The 26616-nt window shown below is 70.9% G+C and carries 24 protein-coding genes and 1 pseudogene; 14 read left to right on the top strand and 11 right to left on the bottom strand.

The window, feature by feature from the left end; all coding sequences use genetic code 11:
* Positions 1-4: 4 nt before the first annotated feature.
* The gene (locus ACIBK5_RS06825) at positions 5-1009 is read left to right on the top strand and encodes a Gfo/Idh/MocA family oxidoreductase (protein ID WP_399016939.1); all 1005 of its coding nucleotides are present in this window, start codon (positions 5-7) and stop codon (positions 1007-1009) included.
* A gap of 34 nt (positions 1010-1043) precedes the next feature.
* On the opposite strand, the gene ACIBK5_RS06820 is transcribed toward ACIBK5_RS06825, so the two are convergent.
* The gene (locus tag ACIBK5_RS06820) at positions 1044-1646 is read right to left on the bottom strand and encodes a GPP34 family phosphoprotein (protein WP_399016938.1); all 603 of its coding nucleotides are present in this window, start codon (positions 1644-1646) and stop codon (positions 1044-1046) included.
* Positions 1647-1747: 101 nt separating this feature from the next.
* Between ACIBK5_RS06820 and ACIBK5_RS06815 the strand changes: the two are divergent.
* Positions 1748-2816, top strand: a pseudogene (locus tag ACIBK5_RS06815) (Gfo/Idh/MocA family protein).
* 188 nt (positions 2817-3004) lie between these two features.
* Positions 3005-3391 (top strand): hypothetical protein, encoded by a 387-nt coding sequence (locus ACIBK5_RS06810; protein ID WP_399016936.1) that lies wholly within the window; start codon positions 3005-3007, stop codon positions 3389-3391.
* 116 nt (positions 3392-3507) lie between these two features.
* Here the strand turns inward: ACIBK5_RS06810 and ACIBK5_RS06805 are convergent, their stop codons facing one another.
* The 5 genes from ACIBK5_RS06805 to ACIBK5_RS06785 are packed head-to-tail and all read right to left on the bottom strand — an operon-like array spanning position 3508 to position 8462.
* Entirely contained in the window at positions 3508-4530 is a 1023-nt protein-coding gene (locus ACIBK5_RS06805; protein WP_399016934.1) for a Gfo/Idh/MocA family protein, read from the bottom strand.
* Between the two features lie 18 nt (positions 4531-4548).
* Positions 4549-5451 (bottom strand): sugar phosphate isomerase/epimerase family protein, encoded by a 903-nt coding sequence (locus tag ACIBK5_RS06800; protein ID WP_399016932.1) that lies wholly within the window; start codon positions 5449-5451, stop codon positions 4549-4551.
* Between the two features lies 1 nt (position 5452).
* A complete protein-coding gene (locus ACIBK5_RS06795; RefSeq protein ID WP_399016930.1) occupies positions 5453-6364 on the bottom strand; it encodes an ATP-binding cassette domain-containing protein in 912 nt (303 codons plus the stop codon).
* Positions 6365-6369: 5 nt separating this feature from the next.
* Positions 6370-7443: an ABC transporter permease gene (locus ACIBK5_RS06790; protein ID WP_399016928.1), complete on the bottom strand. Its 1074-nt coding sequence runs from the start codon at positions 7441-7443 to the stop codon at positions 6370-6372.
* Positions 7443-8462 carry a sugar ABC transporter substrate-binding protein gene (locus tag ACIBK5_RS06785; RefSeq protein WP_399016927.1) on the bottom strand — a complete coding sequence of 340 codons (1020 nt, stop codon included), beginning with the start codon at positions 8460-8462 and terminating at the stop codon, positions 7443-7445. Before ACIBK5_RS06785 ends, ACIBK5_RS06790 begins: the two co-directional genes overlap by 1 nt.
* A gap of 323 nt (positions 8463-8785) precedes the next feature.
* On the opposite strand from ACIBK5_RS06785, the gene iolC reads away from it, so the two are divergent.
* Genes iolC through ACIBK5_RS06755 form a run of 6 tightly spaced genes read left to right on the top strand, consistent with a single transcriptional unit; the run spans position 8786 to position 15819 of the window.
* Positions 8786-9763 (top strand): 5-dehydro-2-deoxygluconokinase, encoded by a 978-nt coding sequence (iolC, locus tag ACIBK5_RS06780; protein ID WP_399016925.1) that lies wholly within the window; start codon positions 8786-8788, stop codon positions 9761-9763.
* Positions 9764-9776: 13 nt separating this feature from the next.
* Positions 9777-10655 carry a deoxyribose-phosphate aldolase gene (locus ACIBK5_RS06775; RefSeq protein WP_399016924.1) on the top strand — a complete coding sequence of 293 codons (879 nt, stop codon included), beginning with the start codon at positions 9777-9779 and terminating at the stop codon, positions 10653-10655.
* A gap of 57 nt (positions 10656-10712) precedes the next feature.
* Positions 10713-11606 (top strand): 5-deoxy-glucuronate isomerase, encoded by an 894-nt coding sequence (gene iolB, locus ACIBK5_RS06770; protein WP_399016922.1) that lies wholly within the window; start codon positions 10713-10715, stop codon positions 11604-11606.
* Entirely contained in the window at positions 11603-13477 is a 1875-nt protein-coding gene (gene iolD / locus ACIBK5_RS06765; protein WP_399016920.1) for a 3D-(3,5/4)-trihydroxycyclohexane-1,2-dione acylhydrolase (decyclizing), read from the top strand. The genes iolB and iolD overlap by 4 nt, the downstream gene beginning before the upstream one ends.
* Before the next feature lie 41 nt (positions 13478-13518).
* Positions 13519-15012 (top strand): CoA-acylating methylmalonate-semialdehyde dehydrogenase, encoded by a 1494-nt coding sequence (locus tag ACIBK5_RS06760; RefSeq protein ID WP_399016918.1) that lies wholly within the window; start codon positions 13519-13521, stop codon positions 15010-15012.
* Between the two features lie 21 nt (positions 15013-15033).
* On the top strand, positions 15034-15819 hold the full coding sequence (locus ACIBK5_RS06755) for a GntR family transcriptional regulator (RefSeq protein WP_399016916.1): 786 nt from the start codon (positions 15034-15036) through the stop codon (positions 15817-15819).
* Between the two features lie 9 nt (positions 15820-15828).
* Here ACIBK5_RS06755 and ACIBK5_RS06750 read toward each other — a convergent pair whose 3' ends face one another.
* Positions 15829-16644, bottom strand: coding sequence for a DUF427 domain-containing protein (locus tag ACIBK5_RS06750; protein ID WP_399016914.1), 816 nt, complete (start codon positions 16642-16644; stop codon positions 15829-15831).
* A gap of 131 nt (positions 16645-16775) precedes the next feature.
* Here ACIBK5_RS06750 and ACIBK5_RS06745 point away from each other — a divergent pair, with 131 nt between their 5' ends.
* Both ACIBK5_RS06745 and ACIBK5_RS06740 read left to right on the top strand, forming a co-directional pair.
* Positions 16776-18110, top strand: a complete 1335-nt coding sequence (locus tag ACIBK5_RS06745; protein WP_399016912.1) for a PP2C family protein-serine/threonine phosphatase — start codon at positions 16776-16778, stop codon at positions 18108-18110.
* A gap of 67 nt (positions 18111-18177) precedes the next feature.
* Positions 18178-19185 (top strand): MASE1 domain-containing protein, encoded by a 1008-nt coding sequence (locus tag ACIBK5_RS06740; RefSeq protein WP_399016910.1) that lies wholly within the window; start codon positions 18178-18180, stop codon positions 19183-19185.
* Between the two features lie 314 nt (positions 19186-19499).
* On the opposite strand, the gene ACIBK5_RS06735 is transcribed toward ACIBK5_RS06740, so the two are convergent.
* On the bottom strand, positions 19500-19634 hold the full coding sequence (locus ACIBK5_RS06735) for a hypothetical protein (RefSeq protein WP_399016909.1): 135 nt from the start codon (positions 19632-19634) through the stop codon (positions 19500-19502).
* Between the two features lie 93 nt (positions 19635-19727).
* Between ACIBK5_RS06735 and ACIBK5_RS06730 the strand changes: the two genes are divergently transcribed.
* Both ACIBK5_RS06730 and ACIBK5_RS06725 read left to right on the top strand, forming a co-directional pair.
* Positions 19728-20801: a LacI family DNA-binding transcriptional regulator gene (locus tag ACIBK5_RS06730; RefSeq protein WP_399016907.1), complete on the top strand. Its 1074-nt coding sequence runs from the start codon at positions 19728-19730 to the stop codon at positions 20799-20801.
* 203 nt (positions 20802-21004) lie between these two features.
* Entirely contained in the window at positions 21005-22741 is a 1737-nt protein-coding gene (locus ACIBK5_RS06725) for an RICIN domain-containing protein (protein WP_399017295.1), read from the top strand.
* On the opposite strand, the gene ACIBK5_RS06720 is transcribed toward ACIBK5_RS06725, so the two are convergent.
* From ACIBK5_RS06720 to ACIBK5_RS06710, 3 genes are all read right to left on the bottom strand, one after another.
* Positions 22738-23388, bottom strand: coding sequence for an HAD family hydrolase (locus ACIBK5_RS06720; protein WP_399016905.1), 651 nt, complete (start codon positions 23386-23388; stop codon positions 22738-22740). The genes ACIBK5_RS06725 and ACIBK5_RS06720 overlap by 4 nt on opposite strands.
* 36 nt (positions 23389-23424) lie before the next feature.
* Complete coding sequence (locus tag ACIBK5_RS06715; protein WP_399016903.1) at positions 23425-24411, bottom strand: LLM class flavin-dependent oxidoreductase; 987 nt, start codon at positions 24409-24411, stop codon at positions 23425-23427.
* A 103-nt stretch (positions 24412-24514) separates the two neighbouring features.
* The gene (locus tag ACIBK5_RS06710) at positions 24515-25753 is read right to left on the bottom strand and encodes an MFS transporter (RefSeq protein WP_399016901.1); all 1239 of its coding nucleotides are present in this window, start codon (positions 25751-25753) and stop codon (positions 24515-24517) included.
* Positions 25754-25844: 91 nt separating this feature from the next.
* On the opposite strand from ACIBK5_RS06710, the gene ACIBK5_RS06705 reads away from it, so the two are divergent.
* Positions 25845-26606 (top strand): DeoR/GlpR family DNA-binding transcription regulator, encoded by a 762-nt coding sequence (locus ACIBK5_RS06705; RefSeq protein ID WP_399016899.1) that lies wholly within the window; start codon positions 25845-25847, stop codon positions 26604-26606.
* The last annotated feature ends 10 nt before the right edge of the window (positions 26607-26616 follow it).

Here is a 26616-nt window from a genome sequence, read left to right as displayed (position 1 = left end):
ACCCATGCGTATCGGAATCCTCGGCCTCGGCCGTATCGGCGCCTTCCACGCCGAGACCCTCTCCGGGCTCGACGCCGTCGAGTCGCTCGTCGTCACCGACCCGTTCGCGGGTGCCGCCAAGGCCGCGGCCGAGCGGTTCGGCGCCGAGGTCGTGGACTCGCCCGAGGCCCTGCTGGCCGCCGGTGTGGACGGCATCGTCGTCGCGGCGGCGACCGACGCCCACCCGGCGCTGATCCTGGCCGGGGTCGAGGCCGGTGTCCCGGTCTTCTGCGAGAAGCCCGTGGCCAAGACGATGAGCGAGGGCGTCGAGGTGCTCAAGGCCGTGCGGGGCAGGGACGTGCCGATCCAGATCGGCTACAACCGCCGTTTCGACGCCGGGTTCGTCGCCGCGCGGGCCGCCGTCCAGGCCGGTGAGCTGGGCAAGCTGCACACCGTGCGGTCGACCACGCTGGACCCGGCGCCGCCCCCGGCCGCGTACATCGCCGCCTCCGGCGGCATCTTCCGCGACTGTTCGGTGCACGACTTCGACATCATCCGCTGGGTGACCGGCCGTGAGGTGACGGAGGTGTACGCCGTCGGCGGCAACCGCGGCGCCGACTACATCAAGGAGGCAGGCGACGCCGACACCACCGGCGCGATCCTCACCCTCGACGACGGCACGATCGCGGTGGTCTCCAACTCCCGGCACAACGCCCGTGGTCACGACGTCCGCATGGAGCTGCACGGCTTCCAGGACTCCATCGCCGTCGGCCTGGAGGACAAGCTGCCGTTGCGCTCGGTCGAGCCGGGCGTGACGTTCCCCGCGGGCACCCCGCACGACTTCTTCATGGACCGGTTCACCGAGGCCTACCGCGCCGAACTGACCGCGTTCACCGAGGTCGTCGCCGGCACCCGCCCCTCCCCCTGCACGATCGAGGACGCCCTGGAGGCGGGCTGGATCGCCGACGCGTGCACCCTGTCGCTGCACGAGCACCGTCCCGTGACCATCGAGGAGGTACGGGCGGCCTGACGTGCCGCTCCGGGGGCCCCTGGCGCCCCGCGGCTCACGGAGCGCGCCAGACGTTGGCGAACGCCTCGTCCTCGATGGCCCGCCGACGGCGGACGGCGCCCAGCTCGGTCACGGCGTCGACCACCGCGGCGAGCACGGCCCGGACCGCGTCGTCGGGCTCCGGGAGGTCCTCGGGCACCTCGTCGCGCGCCCCGATGGCCGTCGCGAGTGCGGCGAGCACCGGCTCGTCGGTCGCCCCGCGGTGCCGGGCGCGCTGCCGGGCGGGGGACTCGACCGGTGCCGGCCCGGTGCTTCGGAAGGGGAGCCAGGAGGCCCGGGGCCGTGCGACGAGCCCCTCTTCCTGGAGGACGGTCAGGTACTCCTCGGCCAGTCCACGGCCCCTGCGCCACAGCCAGTCCTCGATCGGCTCGTACGGCGCGTCGCGCACGAGCGCCGCCACGGCGTGCTCCAGCAGCGGGTCGTCGAGGGGCGGCGCCGGGCGGGACACGAGGCGGTCGCCGTCCAGCGTCACCACCTCGGCGCCGACCAAGTCGATCACCTCGGCCCCGGCCAGTCCGAGCGACAGCTCACCCTGCGTCACCGGCCGGCCGGTGGCCGCGTCCATCGCCACGATCATCAGGTCGCGTGCTGTACCCATCACCGCTCCCCTCGGAGGCACTGATCACGCTACGCCGCCTCCGCCCGCGGGGCGACCAGGATCCGAACGACGCGAGTCCACAACGAGGAGGAATGACAGGCATGAGCGGACCAGACCGGGAACCCCTGCGCATAGGACTGCTGGGAGCCGCGCGGATCACCGAACGTTCTCTGATCGACCCGGCCCGGGCGACCGGCCACCGTCTCGTCGCAATCGCCGCCCGCGACCGCGCCCGGGCCGAGGCGTTCGCCTCCGAGCACGGTGTGGAGCGGGTGGCGGGGTCGTACGCCGAGCTGGTGGCCGATCCCGAGGTCGACGTCGTCTACAACCCGCTCGCCAACGGCCTGCACGGCCCGTGGAACCTGGCCGCCCTCGCGGCGGGCAAGCACGTCCTGTCGGAGAAGCCGTCGGCGAGCAACACCGAGGAGGCGGAGGAGGTGCGGGGGGCCGCCCGGAAGGCCGGGACGGTCTTCATGGAGGCCTTCCACTACCTCTTCCATCCCGTCACCCGCCGCCTGCACGAGCTGCTGGCCTCGGGTGAACTCGGCGAACTGCGGCATGCCGAGGCCATGGTCGCCATCGCCGCGCCGCCGGACACCGACCCGCGCTGGTCGCTGCCGCTGGCCGGCGGAGCCCTGATGGACCTGGGCTGCTACAGCCTGCACGCTGCGGATGCTGGCCCCCTGGGCGGGCGGCGCACCGCGTCCGGCCGGGGCCCGGGGCGGGGAGCGGGCGGGCGCGCCCGGGGTCGACGAGTGGCTGGACGCCGATCTGGAGTTCCCCGGGGGCGCGACGGGCTCCGCCCGCTGCCACATGGCGTACGACGGGCTGGAGATGAGCATCCGGGTCGTCGGCTCCCGGGGCGAGGCGACGGCCCCGAACTTCGTGCTGCCCCAGCTGGACGACCGGGTCGTGATCCGCACCCCGGAGGGCGAGCGCACGGAGCACCTCGGCACGCGGTCGTCGTACACGTACCAGCTGGAGGCGTTCGCGGCCCGGGTACGGGGCGGTGCTCCGCTGCCGCTGGACGCGGACGACGCGGTGACGACGATGGAACTCATCGACGCGTGCTACCGGGGGGCGGGGTTCGAGCCGCGTCCGCGTACGGCAGTCGACTCAGCCGGCACCTCCGAGTCAAACCCGAATACGCACTCCGAATCCAGGGTGTGACGGATATCCCGGACACTCCAGAAATTTGATCAAACCCTCCGGGGCCAATGATCCGAATTGGCAAACCTTCCTTCAAAAGGCACCCGCAATCTCCCGAGAACCAGCCGCCCAGGAGATCATTCCATGTACCCTCCAACTGACCAGCGCGCCACAGGAAGTGGCGTCAGGGGGAACAAGGAGGCAGCAACGTGAAGGCCAGGAGACTGATAGGCGCCGGGGTCGCAGCAGTGGCGATGACGGCCATGGCATCCGCACCTGCAAGTGCCGATGAGACGGTCACCGGCGGCAACGTGGAAATGGTGATTTTCGGCAGCGGTACGCGCGTCGACTCTGTCACTGTCCACGGGATCCCGGAACCCCAAGGCCCTGCCCAGTATCAGTTCACCTATTTCGCCACCACCTCGCCGACCAAGACGCACACAATGATTTGCGGTGGCAGCAGCACGGGAGGCAGCTGCAGTCACAAATTCAAAATCAATGCCACATACGCCAAGGGTGTCGGAATCAAAAGCTGCGGGTCGATCAAGCGTGTCGACAACCAGCAGGTCCTCGGAACTGCCTGCAAGAAGTGGTGATGGAGTAGAGCCGCGCCTGGCGCGGCGCACTCCACGATGATTGCGGATTTCCGCCCCGACTGGGAGTCGGGGCGGAAGTCGTAAGAGGCGTGAAACAGGGCTTGATCAAGCGGGACTCACCGGTACAGGGCGGGCTTCTCCACCAACGCCACCTCTACGCGGCCCCCGTCCTGAAGTGCCCGCACGCCCGCTTCGCACACCGCCGCCGCGGCGTAGCCGTCCCAGGTGCTCGGGCCGGTCACCTCGCCGCGGCGGGTGGCGTCGATCCAGGTCTGGATCTCCTGGTCGTAGGCCGTCTCGAAGCGTTCGGTCCAGTCCTGGGCGATGGTGCCGCCCCAGCGGCCGGCCATGTTGGTGACCAGGGCGTGGCCGTCGCCGATGCGGGCGGTGCCGCGTTCGCAGACCACCTCGGCCTGGACCTGGTAGCCGAAGCCGCAGTTGACGAAGATCTCGACGTCGGAGAGGGCGCCGCCGTCGGTCTCGAAGACGACGAACTGGGGGTCCTGCAAGTCGTCCGGGGCGCTGGCCGAGGGGGTGGGGCGCAGCACCGTGACGGCGGTGATCTCGTGGCCCAGCAGCCAGCGGGTCGCGTCGGCCTCGTGGGCGACGGAGTCGCTGATCAGCATGGAGCTGGTGAAGAAGGGCGGGCTGGCGACATTGCGGTGCCGGTTGTGCAGCATGAGCGGGCGGCCCAGCTGACCCGTCGTCAGCAGGGCCTTCAGCTTCGCGTACTCGGGGTCGTAGCGGCGCATGAAGCCGACCTGGACCCGGCGGTGGCCGAGTCGTTGTTCGGCTTCGAGGACGCGCAGCGCGGAGGCCGCGTCGGGGGTGAGCGGCTTCTCGCACAGGACGGGCAGATCGTGCTCGAAGGCGGCGAGGAGGGTGGCTTCGTGGGCCGGGCCGGGTGAGGCGATCAGGACGGCGTCGACGTCGGCCGCCGCCATCGCGGCCGCCGGGTCGGTGTGGGCGGTGCAGCCGTCGACCCGGGCGGCGACGGCCTTCGCGCGCTCCGCGTCGACGTCCACCACGGCCACCACCCGTGCTCCGCTGGTGACTTCGTGGATGCGGCGCACATGGTCGGCGCCCATCCTTCCGGTACCGATGACCGCGACTCCGAGGGTGGTGGCGCGCTCAGTCATGGCCGTCCTTTCGGGTCGTCAGGCGCCGCAGGACCTCAGGAACTTGCGGGTGCGCACCGCGATCGGCAGCGGCTTGTCCGGCTCACAGGGGTACATGTCCTGCTCGACGATGGCGAAGAGGTCCACGCCCAGCTTCTGCGCGGCCGTCAGGACGGGGCCCAGCTCCGGGACACCGGCGGGCGGTTCACACATCACGCCGCGCGCGACGGCCGGGCCGAACGGAACCTCGTTCTTGACGACGTCCGCGAGAATCTCCGGGTCGACCTGCTTGAGGTGCAGGTAGCCGATGCGCTCGCCGTACGTCTCGATCAGCTTGACGCTGTCGCCGCCGCAGTAGGCGTAGTGCCCGGTGTCCAGGCAGAGGTTGACCGCGTCGGAGTCGGTCGAGTCGAGGAACTGCTCGACGTGCTCCTCGGTGTCGATGTGGGTGTCGGCGTGCGGGTGGACGACGATGTCCAGGCCGTACTTGTCCTTCACCTCGCGGCCGAGGCGCTCCATGCCCGTGGTGAGGTTGCGCCACTGCTCGGTGGTGAGCTCCGGCGCCTCCAGGATCTCCGCGGTCTTGTCGTCGCGCCAGAAGGACGGGATGACGACGAGGTGCTTGGCGTCCATGGCCTGGGTGAGGGCGGCCACGTTGCTGACCTGCTCCCAGGTGGAGTCCCACTCGGAGGGGCCGCGGTGCAGGCCGCAGAAGATGGTGCCTGCGGAGACCTTCAGGTTCCGCTTGGTCACCTCGTCGGTGAGCCGGGCCGGGTCGGTCGGCAGGTAGCCGTACGGGCCGAGTTCGATCCACGAGTAGCCGGCTTCGGCGACCTCGTCGAGGAAGCGTACCCAGGGCACCTGCTGGGGGTCGTCGGGGAACCAGACGCCCCAGGAGTCGGGGGCGGAGCCGACCCGGATGCGGTCGAGCGCGAGGGCCATGTCAGGACTTTCCTTCCGAGGACGTGGCTACGGGAGAGGTGAGGTCCCCCTCTTCGGGGAGCTCTTCGACGTCGACACCGTGGACCTGGCTCAGCTCATGCTTGAGGGAGGCCAGTTCGGCGCCGCCCGCCATGTGGTTGGTCAGCTCTTCCAGGCTGACGTCACTGCGCGAGGCGGAGAGTTCCATGGTGCCGAGCCGCAGCACGCTGAAGTGGTCGCCGACCATGTACGCGTGGTGCGGGTTGTGGGTGATGAAGATGACGCCCAGTCCCTTCTCACGGGCAGCGGCGATGTACTTCAGCACCACACCGGACTGCTTGACGCCGAGGGCGGCGGTCGGCTCGTCCAGGATCAGCACACGGGCGCCGAAGTAGACGGCGCGGGCGATGGCGACGCACTGGCGCTGACCGCCGGAGAGCGTGCCGATGGGCTGCTCCATGTCGTCCAGGACGATACCCATGGCGCGCAGTTCCTCGTCCGCGGTCTTCTTCATCCTCTCGATGTCGAGACGGCGCACGGGCCAGGGGCCCTTGGTCATCTCCGAGCCGAGGAAGAAGTTGCGCCACACCGGCATCAGCGGGACGACGGCCAGGTCCTGGTAGACCGTGGCGATGCCCTTGTCCAGAGCCTCGCGCGGCGTGGAGAAGCGCACCGGCTCGCCGTCGACGAGGAACTCGCCCTCGGTGTGCTGGTGCAGGCCCGAGATGATTTTGATCAAGGTGGACTTGCCGGCGCCGTTGTCGCCGAGCACGCAGGTCACCTTGCCCGGGTGGACCGTCAGATCGACGCCGTGCAGGGCGCGGATGTTGCCGTAGGACTTGCCCGCGGCCTTCAGCTCGACCACGGGACGGTCGTCCGCGGGCGGAGTGTCCTTCAGAACGGCCCCGTCGGCGCCGGTGGAGTTGCTTGTCATTCCGATCACCTCCGGGTCGCTTGCTTGCGGACCCACAGATTGACGAGGGTGGCGCCTACGAGCATCACGCCGAGGAAGGTCTTGAACCAGTCGGGGTTCCAGGTGGCGTAGACGATGCCCAGCTGGACCAGGCCGAACATGAAGGCGCCGAAGACCGGGCCGATGATCGTGCCGTAGCCGCCGGTCAGCAGACAGCCGCCGACCACCGCCGCGGCGATGTAGATCAGCTCGTTGCCCACGCCCTCACCGGACTGCACGGTGTTGTACTGGAACAGGTTGTGCATGCCGACGAACCAGGCGGCGAAGCCGACCAGCATGAACAGCGAGATCTTGGTGAAGTTCACCGGGACACCGACGGCGCGGGCGCTGTCCTTGTTGCCGCCGACCGCGAAGATCCAGTTGCCGTACTTGGTGCGCAGCAGGACCCACGTGGCCAGCGCCGCGAAAGCCAGCCACCACACGATGGTGATCTTGACGTTGACTCCGCCGACGTCGAAGGACGAGGCGAACACGGCCTTGGCCTGGTCGAAGCCGTCCATGTCGCTGATGTTGTCGGTGGCGACGTTGCCGGTGACCAGCTTGGTCACCGCCAGGTTCACGCCCTGCAGACCCATGAACGTGCCCAGGGTGACCAGGAAGCTCGGCAGCCCGGTCTTCACCAGCAGCCAGCCGTTGAAGAAGCCGATGGCCAGGGACACCGCCAGGGCCGCGATCACACCGACCCAGACGTTCAGGGTCAGCTGGAAGGCGGTCATGCTCGCCGTCAGCGCCGAGGCGACCGGCGCGACGCCGGAGGACAGGTCGAACTCGCCGCCGATCATCAGCAGCGCCACGGGCAGGACCATGATCCCGATGGTCGACGACTGGTAGAGGACCGTCGCCATCGCACTGCCCTGGCGCAAGGTCGGCGCCATGATCAGGAAGAAGATCAGGATGGCCAGGGCGCCGAAGAGGACGCCCACCTCGGGCCGAGCCAGCAGTCTCAGCGCCAGGGAGCGCTGCCTGGTCCGCCCGTCCTTGCCGGGGCCGGAGGCCGGCGGTGTGTCCACCGCCGGCGCAGCCTGTTGGGTCATGCTCATCACCGGGTGCCCTTCGCGGCGAACTCCCCGACCTTGTCGACGTTCGACTTGTCGACGAAGGCCGGGCCGGTCAGCACGGGCTGCTCGCCGCCACCGCTGTAGTTTCCGTTGTTCTTGTAGAGCCACAGACCGTCGACGGCCAGGTAACCCTGCAGGTAGGGCTGCTGGTCGACGGCGAACTGGATGGAGTCGTCCTGGACGGCCTTGATGAGTTCCTTGTCGAGGTCGAAGGTCGCGACCTTCGCCTTGCTGCCCGCATCACCCACCGACTGCACCGCGGTCAGCGCGAACGGGGCGCCGAGCGTGACGACGTAGTCGATGGAGGAGTCCTGCCTCAGCTTGGCGGTGAGCGTCGACTTCACCGACGGCTTGTCGGTGCCGTTGACGTTCTCCCTGCTGAGCTTGCCGTTGAACGTCTTCTCCACCCCGTCACAGCGCTGGGTCAGACCGACGTTGCCCTGCTCCTGGATGACACAGAGGGCGTGCTTCGCGCCGACCTCGTTGAGTTTCTTGCCGAACGCCTCACCCGCCACGGACTCGTCCTGGCCGAAGAACTCCAGCATGTTGAACTTCTTCCACTCGCTCAGGCCGGAGTTGAGGCCGACGACGGGTATGCCGGCCTGCTCCGCCTTGCCTATGACGCCCTTCATGGCGTCCGGCTTCGCGAGCGTGACCGCGATGCCGTCGACCTTCTGGTCGATCGCGGTCTGCACCAGGTTGGCCTGGTTGCCCGCGTTCGGGTCGGCGGAGTAGATGAGCTTGATGTTGTCCTTGGCTGCCGCGGCCTCGGCACCCTTGCGGACGGTGTCCCAGAAGGTGTCGCCGGGCGCCTGGTGGGTGACCAGGGCGACGGTCATGCGCGGCGTGGTCGCCTTGCCGGCGGAGGCGTTCGCTGCGCCTTCCTCGGCACCCTTGCCCCCGGAACTGCTGGAGCAGCCGGCGAGAGTCAGGGCCGCTGCCGCGGCCACGGCGACGACGGGCGCGATTCTGCGGGAGCGGGGGTGAGAAGAGCGGTCCATCTTTCCTGGCACCTCACTGTGCTACTGCGGGGGAAAGGGGAGGGGATCACGAAGGGATCCGTGGTCCCGGAGCCTTACGGAGTCCGGATCATGATGCCGCAATCAGACTGTGGCGATGCCACGGGATACAAGTCCCTGCCGCGCCCGCTGTCAATACTTTGTTAAGACATCATTTCACAAGCAGGTCCGAATGTAAGTACAAACTATTGACAGCGCCGCCCTCCGAGACCTACACCTGAGGGGCGGCAGGTCCCGTCTGCCCAGCCCCCACCGTGTCAGGGCACCCAGGGACCCGCATCCCCAGCTTCCCGAGGAGGTCGCGCATGGCCGGGCCGGCACAGCATTTCGACTTGATCACGATGGGGCGCATCGGCGTCGACCTCTATCCCCTGCAGACCGGTGTCTCCCTGGACCGTGTGGAGACGTTCGGGAAATTCCTGGGAGGTTCGGCGGCCAATGTGTCGGTCGCGGCGGCCCGCCGGGGCCGCCGCACGGCGGTGATCACCCGCACCGGGGACGACCCCTTCGGCACCTATCTGCACCAGGAGCTGAAGTCGTTCGGCGTCGACGACCGCTGGGTCACCCCGGTCGAGGCGTACCCCACGCCGATCACGTTCTGCGAGATCTTCCCGCCGGACGACTTCCCGCTGTACTTCTACCGCCGCCCCAAGGCCCCGGATCTGGAGATCCACACCGACGAGCTGGACTTCTTCGCGATCCGCGGGGCCCGTATCTTCTGGATCACCGGCACCGGCCTGAGCGAGGAGCCGAGCCGCTCGGCCACGCTCGCCGCCCTCAAGGCCCGTGACAAGTCCGGCACCACCGTCTTCGACCTCGACTGGCGGCCGATGTTCTGGCGCGACCCCGACGAGGCCCGCCCGTACTACCGCGAGGCGCTGCGCCACGCCACCGTCGCGGTCGGCAACCTCGACGAGTGCGAGATCGCCACCGGCGTGCGCGAACCGCAGGCCTGCGCGGAGGCGCTGCTGGAGGCGGGCGTGGAACTGGCCGTCGTCAAGCAGGGCCCCAAGGGCGTGCTCGCCGTGCACCGCGACGGCACCCGGGCCGAGGTGCCGCCGGTGCCGGTCGAGGTGGTCAACGGCCTGGGCGCCGGCGACGCCTTCGGCGGCTCGCTCTGCCACGGCCTGCTCTCCGGCTGGGACCTGGAGAAGATCATGCGCCACGCCAACGCCGCCGGCGCCCTGGTCGCCTCCCGCCTCGCCTGCTCCTCCGCGATGCCGACCGAGTCCGAGGTCGCCGGCCTCCTCGCCGAGGCGTCGTCGCCGAGCACCAGCCTCTGAAACGGAGCCCGCATTGAACATCGGCATCCCCGACCTCACCACGGTCAGAGCCCGCAACCCCGAGGCGGTCGCCGAGGCGGCCGCCCGCCGGGTGCGCCGCCCGCTGATCGGCGACAGCGGCCGGCTGATGATCGTGGCCGCCGACCACCCGGCGCGCGGCGCCCTCGCGGTCGGCGACCGGCGCCTTGCCATGGCCAACCGCGCCGATCTGCTGGAACGGCTGTGTGCCGCGCTGTCCCGGCCCGGCGTCGACGGGGTGCTCGCCACCGCCGACATCCTGGAGGACCTGCTCCTGCTCGGGGTGCTGGAGAACAAGGTCGTCATGGGCTCGATGAACCGCGGCGGACTCGCCGGGGCCTCCTTCGAGATGGACGACCGTTTCACCGGTCACCGCGCCGAGGACATCGCCCGGCTCCGCTTCGACGCGGGCAAGCTCCTGGTGCGCGTCGACTACGACGACCCGGGCTCGCTGACCACCCTGGAGTCCACGGCCCGTGCCGTCGACGCCATGGCCGCCCAACGGCTCCCCCTGTTCGTGGAGCCGTTCATCTCCCGGCGGGTCGACGGCAGGGTCCGCAACGACCTGTCCGCCGACGCGGTCACCCGGTCCGTCGCCATCGCCTCGGGGCTGGGCGGCACCTCCGCCTACACCTGGCTGAAACTGCCCGTCACCGACGACCCGGACGACATGGCCGAGGTGCTGGAGACCTCCACGCTGCCCGTCGTCCTGCTCGGCGGCGAGGTCGGCGAGGACCAGGAGGGCGCCTACGAACGCTGGCGCAAGTCCCTGCGTCTGCCCACCGTCCAGGGCCTGGTCGTCGGGCGTTCGCTGCTCTACCCCGCCGAGGGCAGCGTGGAACAGGCGGTGGACACGGCCGTCGGCCTGCTGTGACGCAAGAGGCACCTGCTGTGATTCAAGTGGCACCTGCTGTGATCCGAAAGGCACACGATGACGTATCACCTTCCCGCGGGTAAGGCTCTCGGCGGCCCCTACATCGTCGACATCACGCCCGAGAAGGCCGGCTGGGGCCACTCGGCTCTGCGGATCCTGGAGCTGCCGCCCGGCGGCACGCACTCCTTCGAGACCGGCGACAGCGAGTGGATCGTCGTCCCGCTGAGCGGTGGCTGCACGGTCGCCGCGGCGGACGACTTCGGCCAGGACACCTTCGAACTCCAGGGCCGCCGGGACGTCTTCAGCGGCGTCAGCGACTTCGCCTACGTGCCGCGCGACGCCCGCGCGACCGTGACCTCCGCCGCCGGGGGGCGGTTCGCGCTGACCGGCGCGCGCTGCGACCGTCGGCTGCCCGCCCGCTACGGAGCGGCCTCCGACGTGCCCGTGGAGCTGCGGGGCACCGGGAACTGCTCCCGGCAGGTCAACAACTTCGGCGCGGCGGGCGTGTTCGAGTGCGACAGGCTCATCGCGGTCGAGGTGATCACGCCGGGCGGCAACTGGTCGTCGTTCCCGCCGCACAAGCACGACGAGCACCGGCCGGGCGAGGAGTCCGTGCTGGAGGAGATCTACTACTTCGAGTTCGCCGGCCACGACGGCATCCCCGGCCTCGGCTACCAGCGCGTCTCCCCGTCCGGCCCGGGCCGGGACACCGACGTGCTCGCGGAGGTCCGCGACGGCGACGTCGTCCTCATCCCGGACGGCTGGCACGGGCCCTCGATGGCCACCCCCGGCCACCACATGTACTACCTCAACGTCATGGCGGGCCCGGAGGCCGAGCGCGCCTGGCTGATCTGCGACCACCCCGACCACGCCTGGGTCCGCGACACCTGGCCGGACCAGCCCGTCGACCCCCGGCTCCCCCTCTACACCGCCCCGGAGACCTCCGCATGAACGCCCGCACCCGCCGACTGACGACCGCCCAGGCCCTGGTGCGGTTCCTGTCCGCCCAGTACACCGAGCGGGACGGCGTGCGGCGCCGGCTGATCGCCGGGACCTGGGGCATCTTCGGCCATGGCAACGTCGCCGGGGTCGGCCAGGCGCTCCTGGAGGCGGGCGAGGAGGTCATGCCGTTCCACCAGGGCCGCAACGAGCAGTCCATGGTGCACGCGGCGGTCGGCTACGCCCGGCAGCTGAACCGGCTGTCCGCGCAGGCGGTGACGACCTCCATCGGCCCGGGTGCCACCAACCTGGTCACCGGTGCCGCGCTGGCGACCATCAACCGGCTGCCCGTGCTGCTGCTGCCCGGCGACTACTTCGCCTCGCACGCCCCCGACCCGCTGCTCCAGCAGCTCGAACACCCCGTCGAGGCCGACGTGTCGGTCAACGACACGCTGCGCCCGGTGTCGCGGTACTTCGACCGGATCACCCGCCCCGAGGCGCTGATCCCCTCGGCTCTCCAGGCCATGCGTGTGCTGGCCGACCCGGCGGAGACCGGCGCCGTCACCCTCGCCCTGCCCCAGGACGTGCAGGCGGAGGCGTACGACTGGCCGGAGGAGTTCTTCGCCGAGCGCGTCTGGTACGTACGGCGTCCCGCGCCGGACCCGGTGGAGCTGGCGGCGGCCGTCGAGGCGATCCGGGCCGCCGAGCGCCCGCTGATCGTGGCGGGCGGCGGCGTCCACCACAGCGAGGCCGAGCAGGCGCTGAAGGCGTTCGTGGAGGCCACGGGCATCCCGGTCGCCTCCACCCAGGCCGGCAAGGGCTCGCTGCGCCACGACCACCCCGCCGACCTCGGCGGCATCGGCCACACCGGCACGGCGGTCAGCGACGACGTCGCCCGCACCGCCGACCTCGTGATCGGCGTGGGCACCCGCTACACCGACTTCACCACGGCCTCCGGCACGCTCTTCCAGAAGCCCGAGGTGCGGTTCCTCAACCTCAACATCACCGGCTTCGACGCGCACAAGCTGGCCGCGCGCACGCTGGTCTGCGACGCGCGGTCCGGCCTGGAGAAGCTGCTGGAGGCGCTCCCCGGCCACCGCGCGGGTGAGGCGTACGAGACGGAGTACCGCACCGGCAAGGAACGCTGGGCCGAGGTCGTCGAGTCCGTCTACCGGGCCGACGACGAGAACGCCGTGCCGACCCAGACGCAGGTGCTCGGCGCGCTGGACGCGGCCGTCGGCGACGACGACGTGGTGATCAACGCCGCCGGCTCGCTCCCGGGCGACCTGCACAAGCTGTGGCGCTCCCGCAGCCCGCGCCAGTACCACCTGGAGTACGGCTACTCCTGCATGGGCTACGAGATCCCGGCCGGCATCGGCGTCCAGCAGGCCGCCCCGGGCACCCCGGTCTGGGCACTGGTCGGCGACGGCACCTATCTGATGATGCCGACGGAGATCGTCACGGCCGTCCAGGAGGGCCTGCCCGTCAACATCGTCCTCATCCAGAACCACGGCTACGCCTCCATCGGGGGTCTGTCGCAGGAGACCGGCGGCGAGCGCTTCGGCACCGCCTACCGCTTCCGGGCCGCCGACGGCACCTTCACCGGCGCCCCGCTCCCCGTCGACCTGGCCGCCAACGCGGCCAGCCTCGGCATGGACGTGCTGCGTGCCAAGACCGTGCGCGAGCTGCGCGAGGCACTGGCCGCGGCCCGCGCCTCCGACCGGCCGACATGCGTCTACGTCGAGACCGACCCGGCCGCGACCGCTCCCCCGGCCGAGGCCTGGTGGGACGTGCCGGTGGCCGAGACCGCCTCCCGCGAGGCCGCCGTCGAGGCCCGCGAGCGCTACGACCGCCAGGTCGCCGATCGCCGCCGCCATCTCTGAACTCCCCGCTGACATCACGCTCCACGAAAGGCCCCGCACAGATGAAGACCATCACCCACTGGATCGACGGCAAGCCCGTCGAGGGCACCTCCGGCCGCTTCGGCCCCGTCTACGACCCGGCCACCGGCGCCCAGGAGAAGCAGGTCGCCTTCGCGACCGTCGACGAGGTGGACGCCGCCGTCGCCTCCGCCCGGGCCGCCTTCGAGTCCTGGGGCGAGTCCTCGCTCGCCAAGCGCACGGCGATCCTGTTCAAGTACCGCGAGCTGCTGGACGCCCACCGCGACGAGATCGCCGAGCTGATCACCGCCGAGCACGGCAAGGTGCACTCCGACGCGCTCGGAGAGGTCGCGCGCGGCATGGAGATCGTCGAGCTCGCGTGCGGGATCTCCGTCCAGCTCAAGGGCGAGCTGTCCACCCAGGTCTCCACCCGGGTCGACGTGGCCTCCATCCGCCAGCCGCTGGGTGTGGTCGCGGGCATCACGCCGTTCAACTTCCCGGCGATGGTGCCGATGTGGATGTTCCCGCTGGCCATCGCCTGCGGCAACACCTTCGTGCTGAAGCCCTCCGAGAAGGACCCGTCGGCCTCCTTCAGGCTGGCCGAACTCGCCTCCGAGGCCGGGCTGCCCGACGGCGTCCTGAACATCGTGCAGGGCGACAAGGTCGCGGTGGACCGCATCCTGGAGCACCCGGACATCGAGGCGGTCTCCTTCGTCGGCTCGACCCCGATCGCCAAGTACATCCAGCTCAAGGCCGTCGAGCACGGCAAGCGCGTACAGGCCCTCGGCGGCGCCAAGAACCACATGCTGGTGCTGCCCGACGCGGACCTGGACCTCGCTGCCGACCAGGCGATCAACGCCGCGTACGGCTCGGCGGGCGAGCGCTGCATGGCCGTGTCGGTCGTGGTCGCGGTCGGCGACATCGGTGACGACCTGGTCGGCAGGATCACCGAGCGTGCGAAGAACCTCCGCATCGGCCCCGGCAACGACCCGGCCTCCGAGATGGGCCCGCTGATCACCCGCGAGCACCGGGACAAGGTCGCCTCGTACGTGGCGGGCGCGGCCGAGCAGGGCGCCGAGGTCGTCGTCGACGGCACGGGCTACTCGGTGGAGGGCCACGAGAACGGCTTCTTCCTCGGCGTCTCGCTGCTGGACCGGGTGCCGCTGACGGCGGACGCGTACCGGGACGAGATCTTCGGCCCGGTGCTGGCCGTGGTGCGCGCGGAGACGTACGAGGAGGCCATCAAGCTGATCAACGACTCCCGCTGGGGCAACGGCACCGCGATCTTCACCCGGGACGGCGGCGCCGCCCGCCGCTTCCAGCTGGAGGTCAAGGCGGGCATGGTCGGCGTCAACGTGCCGATCCCGGTCCCGGTCGGCTACCACTCCTTCGGCGGCTGGAAGGACTCGCTCTTCGGCGACCTGCACATCTACGGCAACGACGGCATCGCCTTCTACACCCAGGGCAAGGTCATCACCACCCGCTGGCCGGACCCGTCCGACGGCGGTATCAACCTCGGCTTCCCGAGCAACTCCTGACACCCGGAGGGGGGTTCATCCATGGCGAAGACCGGTGACCGGGCCCGCACCACGGCCGCCCCTGCGCTCAGCTCACTGGACTTCGCCCTGGACCGGGGCAGTCCCGTGCCGCTGTACCACCAGCTCGCGCAGCAGCTGGAGGCCGCGATCGAGCACGGGGTCCTCATCCCGGGCAACCTCCTGGGCAACGAGGTCGACCTCTCGGTGCGCCTCGGCCTGTCCCGCCCCACGGTCCGCCAGGCCATCCAGTCCCTCGTCGACAAGGGGCTGCTGGTCCGGCGGCGCGGGGTGGGCACCCAGGTGGTGCACAGCCAGGTCAAGCGCCCGCTGGAGCTGAGCAGCCTCTACGACGACCTGGAGGAGGCCGGGCAGGGGCCGGCCACCGAGGTCGTGCGCAACCAGGTCGTCCCGGCGTCCTGCGACGTCGCGGCCGCGCTCGGCGTCGCGGAGGGCAGCGAGGTCACCGCCCTGGAACGGCTGCGCAGCACGCACGGCCAGCCGGTCGCCCTGCTGTGCAACTACCTGCCGTCCGCCCTGCTGGACCTCGACAGCGCCCGCCTGGAGTCGACGGGCCTGTACCGGATGATGCGCTCGGCGGGCATCACCCTGCACAGCGCCCGCCAGACCGTCGGCGCCCGCGCCGCCACCACGGAGGAGGCCGCCCGCCTGGACGAGGAGGAGGGCGCGGCCCTGCTCACCATGCAGCGGACGGCGTACGACGACACCGGCCGCCCGGTCGAGTACGGGACGCACATCTACCGGGCGTCGCGCTACACGTTCGACTTCCAGCTGCTGGTGAGGCCGTGAGGGGACCGGTCACCTCCTGCGCAGCATCCGGCTGAACGGCGTGTCCGGACGGTCCAGACGCTCACCGTCCAGCGTGATGTCGACGACCTCGTTGAAGAAGGCGAGGCGCCCCTGGACCGCGGCCACCGCCGGCAGCGGGGCGGCGTAGCTCCACAGGACGTTGGGCGGCACCTCGCCCTCAGCGCGCCAGGACCAGTACTCGGCCGTGCCCTTGTAGGGGCATCCGGTGCTGTGGTCGGTGGCGTCGAACAGGTCGAGGCGGACGTCCTCGCGGGGGAGGTAGTACCGGGTGGGCAGGGAGGTCTCGAAGAGCAGGACGGGGTCCCGGGTGTCCGCGACGAGCTGCCCGTCGATCTCGACCCGGACATGGCGGCTGCTCGGCAGGGCGTCCACGCGTTTGTGCGGGTCACGGGGGTGGATGAAGATCTCCTCGTCCTCCTCGTACCAGTGGTCGAGGCCCGTGTCGGTGCGCAGGAACCACTCGAAGGCGATGTGACCGGCCAGGTCGTCGGCGGGGAACGTCCAGGCCGCGTTGGAGCGTACCTCCCCCTCCGCGTCGAGGTCGTAGAAGATCCGGGAGCCGGTGTGCTTGCCCGTCGGCGGGTCCTTCGCCGGGCGGAGCAGGTCGGTGCGGACGTCCGCGCGCGGGAAGACGTACTGCGGCACCGGCAGGTGGGGCTCCCAGACGAGCACGGGGTGCCGGCTGTCGACGACGGTGACGTCGCCCTTGCGGCCGCGCACCCAGCGGTCGCTGGGCTCCCACATGAGGCCTTCGGGGGTGGTCCTGATCGTCGGGGCGGGGGTGTGGGCCGGGCGGATGGTCATGGCCGGTGCTCCTTCCGGAGGTCCGGATGTCCGGTTCCTTCCACGGTCCCACGGTCCCGGCGCCCCGGGGCGGGCCGGGCGGGCCCGCACTAAGCTGTAGGGACCGCACTTCAGGCCACGAGGCGCTCGTGATGGCAGGAGAGAGGCGAGGGCAGCGACCCGGGCAGCCGCAGCTGCCCGACCTGCATGTGCGCCTGCGTACCGAGCTGAGCCGGATCGACGAGCAGCTGCGCGCCCTGCTGGACGCCATGGACCGGATGCAGGGCCTGCTGGACGCGGTGGTGGCCATCAGCCGGGAGATGGAGCTGACCGCGGTGCTGCACCGCATCGTGACCACCGCCATGGACCTGGTCGGAGCCCGCTACGGCGCGCTGGGCGTGCTCAACGCGTCCGGAGAGCGCCTGGAGGAGTTCATCACCGCCGGTCTGTCCGAGCGGGAACTCGACGACCTGGCCGACACCGACCTGCCTCGTGGCCTGGGCGTCCTCGGCCACCTGATCAGCCACCCCGAACCCCATCGGATCGACGACATCCTGGCCCATCCGTCCTCCGTCGGCTTCCCGCCCGGCCATCCGCGGCTGCGGACGCTGCTCGGAGTCGCCATCAGCGTCCGCGGTGAGATCTACGGCGATCTGTACCTCGCCGAGCGGAGTGACGGCCAGCCCTTCGACGTCCAGGACGAGAACGTCGTCACCGCCCTGGCCAGCGCCGCCGGCATCGCCATCGAGAACGTCCGCCTGTTCGAGCAGGTGCGGGTCGGAGCCGAGCAGTTCCAGCGGCTCCTGCTGCCCGCCCTGCCCGACCTGCGGCCCTTCAGCGCCGCCGCCGTCTACCGGCCGGCCGCCGAACCCAGCAAGCTCGGAGGGGACTGGTACGACGCGATCCCGCTGTCCGGCGGCATCGTGGCCGTCGTCATCGGTGACGTGGTCGGCCACGATCTGAAGGCCGCGGCCGCCATGGCGTCCACCCGCAACATGCTGCGGGCCCTGCTGTTCGACCGGGGCAGTACGCCGGGCGCGCTCCTGGCCCGGCTCGACCGCACCCTCCAGGCCATCACGACCAACCCCGTCACCACCACAGCCCTGGCCCGCATCGAACCGGAGGGACCGTGCTGGCGCATCCACTGGAGCACCGCCGGCCATGTCCCGCCCCTGCTGATCACTCCTGACGGGCGAGCGGAGTACCTGACCGCCGAGCCCGGACTGCCGCTCGGTGTCGACCTGGAGGAACCCCGCCCCGACCACTCCCGCTTCCTGCCCCCGGACGCCACCGTCGTCTTCTTCACCGACGGGCTGATCGAACATCCCGCCCACCCCATCGACGAGAGCCTGGACGAGCTCGCCGGGCTCGCCACCACCCATGCGCACCTGCCCCTGCACGAGTTCGTGCGGGCACTGGCCGATCACCACCCGAGCGACGGTCACGACGACATGGCCGTCCTCGCGCTGCGTACCCCGCCCGCCTGACGTGGCGTGGAGGTTCGGCTGGATCCGACGGATGATGGGCGAGGGGATGTCGAGGCGGAGGTCCCCGATGACTGTCGCGCGGCACACCGGCGTCCGGCGCGGTGGCGCGCTCGCCCTGGAGATCTGCGCCGTTGCCGCGCTGTACTGGGGCTCGGCCGAGATCGGACTGCTCCAGCAGCAGGTACGGGGCCAGGTCACCCCGATGTGGCCGCCGAGCGGCATCGCGCTGGCCAGTCTGCTGCTGCGCGGGCCGCGGGTCTGGCCGGGGATCGCGCTCGGGGCGTTCCTGGTCAACATCTCGCTGGGGCCGTCGTTCCTGGCCGTACTCGCGATCGCGGCGGGCAACACGCTCGCACCCGTCTGCTCGTACGCCCTGCTCCGCCGTGCCCGGTTCCACAGGGAGATGAACCGCCTGCGGGACGCCCTCGCCCTGATCTTTCTCGGCGCGTTCACCGGCATGCTGGTCAGCGCCACGGTGGGCACCGGGACGCTGATCCTCACGGGTGTGCTGGACGCCGGCGAGTTCTGGGCGACGTGGTCGGTCTGGTGGACCGGCGACGCGGTGGGCGTCCTGGCGGTCACACCGGTCGTGCTCGTGCTCCGCTCGGCGCGATGGCCCAGGGACACCCGGCCGTCCCGGTGGGCGGAGGGGGCCCTGCTCCTGGCCGCCACGGTCTGCATCGGCTTCGTCGAGACCAGCACCACCCCGCTGCTGTTCCTCGGCTTCCCGTTGCTGGTCTGGGCGGCCTTCCGCTTCGGGCTGGCCGGGGCCGCGCCCTGCGCCCTCGCCGTGTCGACCTTCGCGATCATCGCGGCCGCGCAGAACACGGGACCGTTCGCCGGTCACGACCTCTTCACCAACATGATCACCCTGCAGGCGTTCAACGGTTCCGTCTCACTGACCGCCCTCCTGCTCGGGGCGGCGGTCAACGAACGAGCCCAGACCGAGCAGGAGATCGCGCTGGCGTGCGGGCAGCTCGCCGAGATGGTCACGAAGATCGCCGCGAGCGACCGCCGTCCCGCACTTCCCGCCGGCGAGGGCGAACGGGAAACGCGGGACCAGGCCTCGAAGTGACGAAGGGGGCAGTCTTCGGGCTGAAGATCGAGCCGGGCTGGGACGTGGAGCCGGTGCGCGCGGTACGCGAACGCCTCGGCGACGGGCTCCCGCTCCAGGCCGAAGCGTCTACGGCGACGGCCTGGCCGAGCGGGTACGGGCGCCGGCACCCGAGGGCGTCGACGACCCCGAGGTGCCCCGGCTCGGCGGACACCACCTGTTCACCCAGCCCGTTCCCGAGGACCTCGCCGCCCTCACGGCGCTTGCCGAAACGGGCGGGCTCGCGGTTCACATCGACCGTGCACTGCCGCTGGCGGAGGCCGTCGACGCCCGCCTCAGCCGGACCAGACGGGTCCGCAGCCGGCACCCCGCTCCGAAAGGGCCACGTCCCGCTCGGGCAGCTCCACGGGCCCGAACGCCCTGTTCATCGCTCCGCCGACGGCGATGCCGCGGAAACCCTTGACGCACATCGCCTCGCTGCGTAGATATGACTACGCAGTCATGTCTGCGCAGTCATAACGGAACCGACCGGGCTGACGGCTGCCGGAGATCAGGAGAGACCCATGGCACGACCGACAGGCCGCAGCACCGGCACCGCACCACGCAGCATCGACGTGGCGCGGCTGGCGGGCGTCTCGCAGAAGACGGTGTCCAGGGTCATGAACGGTGAGCAGTACGTCTCCGGTGATGTGCGCCGACGGGTCCTGGAAGCCGCCGAGACCCTCGGATACCGGCTGAACCACGCCGCCCGGGCGCTGGCCTCGGGCCGGACCCGGTCCATCGGCGTGGTGACGCTCGGTACGGCGCTCTACGGGCCCACCTCGCTGCTGATGGGCCTGGAGCGGGCCGTCCGGGACACCGGTTACACGCTCCGGGTGGTCAACACGGTGGAAGGCGACGCCGGGGGGATCGCCGATGCCGTCGACTCGCTCCTCGACCAGGGCGTGGACGGCATCGTCATCTCCGAGCCGATCGACGAGGAGGGGGACGCCGACCTCGCGATCCGCGCGGACGTACCGTTCCTGATCCTCGGTGCGCCGCCGCCGTTCACCGCACGCCGGGTGGTGACGTCGGGGCTTGTCGCCCACCAGCTGGCCCGGGCCGTCACCGAACATCTGCTGGACCTCGGGCACCCGACCGTCCACCATCTCGCCGGTCCGCAGCGCTGGTACGCCGCCAGGGACCGGCTGGAGGGCTGGCGGGCGACGCTCGCCGCGCACGGCAGGCGCGAACCGCCTGTGGTCGTGGGCGACTGGTCGGCCGCCTCCGGATACCGCGCGGGGCTCGAACTTGCCCAGGACGACGACGTCACGGCGGTGTTCGCCGCCAACGACGACATGGCCATCGGGCTGATCCGCGCGCTGCTGGAGACCGGTCGGCGGGTACCGGAGGACGTCAGTGTCGTCGGCCTCGACGACATACCGGTGGCCGCCTACGTGACGCCTCCGCTGACGACGGTCCGGCAGCCGTTCGACGCGACGGCGGAGGACGGCCTCAGGCGGCTCGTGCACGCCATCGAGTATCCGGACGCGGACCCGATCCCCGTCGACGACCCGCCGGTCGACCTCGTCGTACGGTCCTCGACGGCACCTCCGTCGAGCCGGACGGTCTCGCCGAGCCGGCGAACCACCACCTGACCAGCCGGCCTCCCGCGGCCCCGCTTCCCCGTTCCCCGCGGTTCGTCGACCACCTGCGCGAGAAGTACGGCGACGTCGAGACCCTCAACCGCGAGTGGTTCCCGTGTAACCGTGATTTCCCCTGAGGAGGGGCAGTGAAGAGAAGAACCACAGCAAAGGCGCTGGGCAGCTCTGTTGCGGCGGCGGCACTGCTGGCCGGCTCCATGGCCGGCGCGCAGGCGTACAACCCCACAGGCGGGACCATGTACCAGCTGGGCAGTGAGCCGTGCCTGAAGGGGCGGGGCAACTGCGCGGTCTACCCGAAGTCGGCCCAGCTCCCCGGCGGGCGGCTGGTCGCGTCGTTCGAGAAGTCGACGGTCGTGGCGTCGTCGGGCAGCGCGGCCGGGCAGACCCTCCCGGTCTACAAGAGCGACGACGACGGCACGAGCTGGCAGCCGCTGTCGGAGGTCAAGGCGCCGGCTTATCTCTCCAAGGATCCCAAGTACGCCGAGTACACGAGCAACTGGACCAACCCGTACCTGTACGTCCTGCCGCAGAGCGTCGGCGGGCTGAAGGCCGGCACCCTCCTCCTGGCGAGTGTCGTCTCCGGTGACGACCACTACTACAAGGAGCGCAAGGCGGCCGACCCGGACTGGTCCCCGTCCAACGACGGCGATCGCAGCGATCTGGCCATCGCCCTGTATTCCAGCACCGACGAGGGCAAGAGCTGGAAGGTCGTCAATGTCGTGGCGACCGGCGGCTGGCAGGGGGGCAGCGCGGGCGCGGTCGGCAAGAACATCGCCGCAGCCAACAAGTACCAGCAGGTGGACCCGCTGTGGGAGCCGTACCTGATGGTCTACAAGGGCAAGCTGGTCTGCTACTACTCCGACGAGAACGACTACGCCGGCTTCGACCCCGTCACCGGCGTCCCCAAGAGGGACCCCGCCAACGACACGGCCACCGACTCGCACGGCCAGATACTCGTGCACCGGACCTGGGACGGCAGGAGCGGCAACTGGAGCGAACCCGTCGTCGACGTCTCCGGGTCCGTCCAGGACATGGGCGGCGGCAAGACCGAGATCGGCGGCGGACGGCCGGGCATGACCAACGTCGTCCCCACGTCGGACGGCAGGTGGATGCTCACCTTCGAGTACTGGGGCGGCGGGGCCAACACCCGCTATGTCATCGCCGACGACCCGCTGAAGTTCTTCAAGGGCAGCCAGACGGGCATGTCGGTCGGCTCACTGCCGGTCGTCTCCGGGTCCCGTCCGCTCGCGGGCGGTGGGAGCCCGGTCCTGGTCCGGCTGCCCGACGGGCGTCTCGTCTACAACGCGGCGAACAGCGGCGACGTGTGGGTCAACGAGACCGGACGCAGCGACGGCGTGTGGACCGAATACCAGACGACCTCGCCGGCCGGCTACAGCCGCAACCTCCAGTACGTCGACGACACCGGCCGCATCGCGATCCTCAACAACCAGGGCACGTCCACCATCGCCTTCGCCGAGGTGGACCTCGGTGACTCGTCCGGCACCTACTACCGGCTGGTCAATCGCAAGACCGGCCAGGTGATCGGCACCGGCAACAAGACCAACGACGCCAACCTCGGCAACGGGGACACGCCGGACGTGGTCCTGGAGGACGTTGGTGCGGCGGCCGACCGGGACACCCAGCAATGGCACGTGATGACCGCGCCGAACGGCGGTACGACCCTGCTGAACAGGTCGGGCGGCCGCACCGCCGCGATCTGGACGGGCAACGCCACCGTCGGGCAGCGCATCGGCCAGTGGGTCGACGACAGCTCGACGGGCACCTGGAACCTCGTCAAGTCCCCCGACGGCTACTACAAGTTCCAGGCCGTGAAGAACACCAGTCTCTACCTGACCGGCGCCTCCACATCGGCGCCGCTGACCCTCCAGAACGCGGCCGGCGACGGCTCGCAGGACTGGAAGCTCGTCCGCTAGGCGGTGGTGGACCTCGGTGACGGCGCTCGACGGGCCGGCAGCCACGCGTCGATGACGGCCGCGAGTTCGTCCTGGCTCTGGAAGACGTGCCCGTTCAGGCCGACTGCCCGCGCCGCGCGGACGTTCTCCTCGCGGTCGTCGACGAAGAGGAAGTCGGCGGGTGCGGACCGCAGGGCGACGACGCAGTGCCTGAAGGTGGCCGGGTCGGGCTTGGCGGCACCGATCCTTCCGGAGAAGGCGAGGTGGTCGAGGTCGCGCAGCCATGGCTGGGCGGCCAGGAAGACGTCCGCGTGGTCCGCGGGGATGTTGGACAGCAGGGCGACCCGGGCGCGGTCGCGCAGGTCCCGTACGTAGGTGACCATGCGGTCGTCGACGCGGGACCAGCTGTCGATGTCGGTGAGCCGCAGCTCTTCGATCGTGTCGGCGTCGGCGGGGCGGGACAGCGTGTGCAGTACGTCGGTCCAGTACGCGGACGCGGTCTGCCGGCCGGCGTCGTAGGGCGGGCGGTGGGTCCAGTAGGCCGTGGTGAAGGCGTCGACGGAGGCGTGGCAGCGGGCGGCCATCTTCTCCAGGGCTCCCGGACGCTGGTGGCGGGCGATGACCCCGAAGAGGTCGAAGAGCACGATGCGGCGGCGGTCGGTGGACATGAGGGTCGGTTCCCTTGCGGTCTAGGGGCGTTCCGGTCAGTGCCGGTGGGGCAGGGCGCGGGCGAGCGAGTCCAGCGCGGCCAGGCGGTCGGGGCCCGCCGGGGCGAGAACGACGCTGGTCGCGCCCGCGGCGTGGCGGGCGGCGATCGCCGCGCGGGCCTGGGCGGGGGTGCCGGCGACGCTCAGCTGACGGACCCAGTCCGAGGGCATCGTCCGGGCGAAGTGCCGGGCATCGGGGCCGGCGGCGCGGTGTGCGCGCAGTTCCTCGGCGAAGGGCAGGGGGTCGATGTGTGCGGCCCACTGCGGCTCACCGACCGGTTCCAGGACGGCGCGGACGCGGGTGAGGGCGGCCTCCTCGTCGTCGTCCACGGCTGCGGCGTCGTAGACGACGATCTCCCGAGGGTTCGCGGAGGCGCCCAGGTTGCGCAGGGAGGCGGTGATGTAGGCGGGTGCGGCGGGCTCGGCCAGGAGGAGACCGTCGGCGACCTCGCCCGCGACTGCCTGGGACTTGGGGCCTCGGACGCCCAGGACCACCGGGGGCGCGGTGTCGGGGATCTCGGTGAGGACCACGCCTTCGCAGCGGACGTACCGGCCGTTCTCGGGACCCGGCTCACCGGCGATGAGCAGGCGGAGCGCTCTCGCGTACTCCTTGATCAGCGTCAGGGGGCTGGCGGGCCAGGACCCGGCCTGGCGCATCCAGCCGGGCATCCCGTGCCCGATGCCCGCGATGAGCCGGCCGGGGTGAAGCTGGGCGAGGGTCGCCAGTTCCATCGCGGCGAAGCACACGTTGCGGGCGCCGGCGGGCATGATCCCGATCCCGACGGTGAGGTTCGTGGTGGAGGCGAGGACCGTGGCTGCCTGGGCGACACCACCGCGCCAGCCGAGGTCCTCCACCACCCAGACCTGGTCGAACCCCAACTCCTCGGCACGCCGGACATAGGGCAGCACCTCGCCGACGGGGAGATCGAGCGGCAGCATGACACCGACACGGCCGCGGGCGGGGTGTGCGTGGGACTCGGACATCGAGGGCTCCTTCGGTCGGCTGAGGGCTTCGCTCCCGGCCCTGGTGACCGGGGAGAGGAGAGCTTGTGCGGCACGGTTGTCAGGGACCGTGCCGCACAAGCGGTCAGTGGTTGCCGGCCGCCGTCTCGCGCTCGCGGGTGCGGTCGGTCGCCCTCTCGCCCTGACGGACGCGGACGGGATCGGTCCGCAGCACACGGGCGCCCACGGCGGTGGTCACGCACAGCAGGGTCAACAGGACGAAGGCGTGGTTGAGGGCCACGACGTGTGTCAGCCAGCCGATCACGGCGGGGCCGGCGAGCATGCCGACGTAGCCGAGTCCGGCGACGCGGGAGACGTTGGCCCCGGCCGCGGCGGGGTCGGCGTGCCCGGCCGCGCTGAACAGCTGAGGGACACAGCCGGACAGGCCCAGGCCGAACAGCGCCCAGCCGGCGAACACGGCCCACATCCACGGGCCCAGGACCACGAGGGTGATGCCGACGGCGGCGATGACCGCGCCGTGGCGCAGGATCGCCAGGGAACCGAACCGGGCGACGAAACGGTCGGCCAGCAGGCGGCCGACGGTCATCGCCGCGGCGAAGGTGCCGTACGCGAAGGCCGCCGCACCGGCGGAGGCACCCAGGACGTCCTTCATGTGCAGGACGCTCCAGTCGTTGGCGGCGCCTTCGCACAGCATCACCATCAGCGCCAGGACGGCCAGCAGCCAGACCCGGCCTGTGGTGCCGCCGCCCTCGGTTGCCGGTGCAGTCCCGTCCCCCTCCGTGGAAGCGGGGCTCTCGACGGCGGGAGCGGCGGGCAGCAGGGCACGTGCCGAGGCCAGGGAGACCACGACGCCCACGGCCCCCATGGCGGCCATACCCGCGGCCGGGTGCAGGCCGGCGCTCGCCGTGCCCGCTCCGGCGAGTGCGGCGAGGACACCGCCGACGGAGAACGTGGCGTGGAAGCCGGACATGACGGGGCGGCCGTACGCCTTCTCCACGTGCACGGCGTGGGCGTTCATGCTCACGTCCAGGCAGCCGTTGCAGAGCCCGAAGACCAGCAGCGCGCCGGCCAGCGTCCACGGATCCTGGGCGAGACCGGGCAGGAACAGGGTCGCGCCGCAGAGCACGCCACCGGCGGGCACCACGACACGGGTGCCGAGACGGTCGGTCAGCGGACCCGCCACCTGCATGCCCACGAAGGCTCCGAGCCCTAGCACCACGAGCATGCCGCCGAGCGCGGCGTGGCTGATGCCCACGCGTTCCTCGATCGCGGGGATGTGCACCACCCAGGTGCCCAGCAAGGTGCCGTACAGGACGAAGTAGACATAGGTCGCCACACGGGCGGCTCGCAGGGAACGTTCCATGCCCACCAGCCTAACGAACAGTTTCCATGTTCAGAATGCGCCCTAACGAACAGATCTGTTGTTCATTTCACAGGTGGTGTTCAATCGCGGCATGAGCAACGCAGACCGGCACGGGCTGATCGCGAAGGCCGTCAGGGACTCCGGAGGGGCCACGGTCCAGGAACTGGCGGAGCTGACCGGCGCCTCGGAGATGACCATCCGGCGTGACCTCGACGTCCTCGCCGCCCAGGGCGTCCTCGAACGCGTCCGCGGCGGCGCGCGCACCCTGCTGCTCCGAGGCGAGGAGCCCCCGTTCGCGCTGCGCGCCCGAGAGGCGGTCGACGCCAAACGCCGGATCGCCGCCGAGATCTCCGCGCTCATCGCCGACGGTGAGAGCGTCCTGCTGGACAGCGGCACCACCTGTCTGGAGGTCGCCCGCCTCCTGCGCGAGCGGCCCGTCACCGTGATGCCCCTGTCCCTGCAGGCCATCCGTCTGCTCGCCGAGACACCCGGCCCGGCCACCCTTGTCGTGCCCGGCGGCCAGCCACGCGCCGCCGAGGGGGCGCTCACCGGCCCCCTCACCCTCGCCTCCCTGGCCGCCCTGCGCTTCGACACCGCCGTCATCGGCTGCTGCGGGCTGACCGCGGCCGACGGCCTGACCGCCTACGACCTCGACGACGCCGCGGTGAAGAAGGCGGGCATCACCTCCTCCCGCCGTGTCATCGCCGCCGCCGACGGCAGCAAGCTCGGCCACACCGCCTACGCCTTCGTGGGCCCCGCCGTCCTCGTGCAGACCCTCGTCACGGACACCACCGCGGCAGCCGGGGAAGTCACCGCACTCGAAGCCGGGGGAACGGTCGTCCGGACCGTCTGACCTCGCGCCC

Origin of the sequence: Streptomyces sp. NPDC050546, from assembly GCF_044457425.1 — a bacterium.
Taxonomy (GTDB): Bacteria; Actinomycetota; Actinomycetes; order Streptomycetales; family Streptomycetaceae; genus Streptomyces.
Note: the sequence above shows the minus strand (reverse complement) of the source record. Positions and strands in the feature narration are given on the sequence as shown.

What these genes read in the sequence shown, in the direction of transcription:
- ACIBK5_RS06735 (WP_399016909.1), bottom strand. Translation starts at nt 19,634, where the DNA reads ATGTGCGTCAAGGGTTTCCGCGGCATCGCCGTCGGCGGAGCGATGAAC.
- iolD (WP_399016920.1), top strand. Translation starts at nt 11,603, where the DNA reads ATGAACGCCCGCACCCGCCGACTGACGACCGCCCAGGCCCTGGTGCGG.
- ACIBK5_RS06730 (WP_399016907.1), top strand. Translation starts at nt 19,728, where the DNA reads ATGGCACGACCGACAGGCCGCAGCACCGGCACCGCACCACGCAGCATC.
- ACIBK5_RS06820 (WP_399016938.1), bottom strand. Translation starts at nt 1,646, where the DNA reads ATGGGTACAGCACGCGACCTGATGATCGTGGCGATGGACGCGGCCACC.
- ACIBK5_RS06760 (WP_399016918.1), top strand. Translation starts at nt 13,519, where the DNA reads ATGAAGACCATCACCCACTGGATCGACGGCAAGCCCGTCGAGGGCACC.
- ACIBK5_RS06705 (WP_399016899.1), top strand. Translation starts at nt 25,845, where the DNA reads ATGAGCAACGCAGACCGGCACGGGCTGATCGCGAAGGCCGTCAGGGAC.
- iolC (WP_399016925.1), top strand. Translation starts at nt 8,786, where the DNA reads ATGGCCGGGCCGGCACAGCATTTCGACTTGATCACGATGGGGCGCATC.
- ACIBK5_RS06825 (WP_399016939.1), top strand. Translation starts at nt 5, where the DNA reads ATGCGTATCGGAATCCTCGGCCTCGGCCGTATCGGCGCCTTCCACGCC.
- ACIBK5_RS06805 (WP_399016934.1), bottom strand. Translation starts at nt 4,530, where the DNA reads ATGACTGAGCGCGCCACCACCCTCGGAGTCGCGGTCATCGGTACCGGA.
- ACIBK5_RS06785 (WP_399016927.1), bottom strand. Translation starts at nt 8,462, where the DNA reads ATGGACCGCTCTTCTCACCCCCGCTCCCGCAGAATCGCGCCCGTCGTC.
- ACIBK5_RS06715 (WP_399016903.1), bottom strand. Translation starts at nt 24,411, where the DNA reads ATGTCCGAGTCCCACGCACACCCCGCCCGCGGCCGTGTCGGTGTCATG.
- ACIBK5_RS06750 (WP_399016914.1), bottom strand. Translation starts at nt 16,644, where the DNA reads ATGACCATCCGCCCGGCCCACACCCCCGCCCCGACGATCAGGACCACC.
- ACIBK5_RS06720 (WP_399016905.1), bottom strand. Translation starts at nt 23,388, where the DNA reads ATGTCCACCGACCGCCGCCGCATCGTGCTCTTCGACCTCTTCGGGGTC.
- ACIBK5_RS06725 (WP_399017295.1), top strand. Translation starts at nt 21,005, where the DNA reads ATGGCCGGCGCGCAGGCGTACAACCCCACAGGCGGGACCATGTACCAG.
- ACIBK5_RS06745 (WP_399016912.1), top strand. Translation starts at nt 16,776, where the DNA reads ATGGCAGGAGAGAGGCGAGGGCAGCGACCCGGGCAGCCGCAGCTGCCC.
- ACIBK5_RS06795 (WP_399016930.1), bottom strand. Translation starts at nt 6,364, where the DNA reads ATGACAAGCAACTCCACCGGCGCCGACGGGGCCGTTCTGAAGGACACT.
- ACIBK5_RS06740 (WP_399016910.1), top strand. Translation starts at nt 18,178, where the DNA reads ATGACTGTCGCGCGGCACACCGGCGTCCGGCGCGGTGGCGCGCTCGCC.
- ACIBK5_RS06800 (WP_399016932.1), bottom strand. Translation starts at nt 5,451, where the DNA reads ATGGCCCTCGCGCTCGACCGCATCCGGGTCGGCTCCGCCCCCGACTCC.
- ACIBK5_RS06790 (WP_399016928.1), bottom strand. Translation starts at nt 7,443, where the DNA reads ATGAGCATGACCCAACAGGCTGCGCCGGCGGTGGACACACCGCCGGCC.
- ACIBK5_RS06710 (WP_399016901.1), bottom strand. Translation starts at nt 25,753, where the DNA reads ATGGAACGTTCCCTGCGAGCCGCCCGTGTGGCGACCTATGTCTACTTC.
- iolB (WP_399016922.1), top strand. Translation starts at nt 10,713, where the DNA reads ATGACGTATCACCTTCCCGCGGGTAAGGCTCTCGGCGGCCCCTACATC.
- ACIBK5_RS06755 (WP_399016916.1), top strand. Translation starts at nt 15,034, where the DNA reads ATGGCGAAGACCGGTGACCGGGCCCGCACCACGGCCGCCCCTGCGCTC.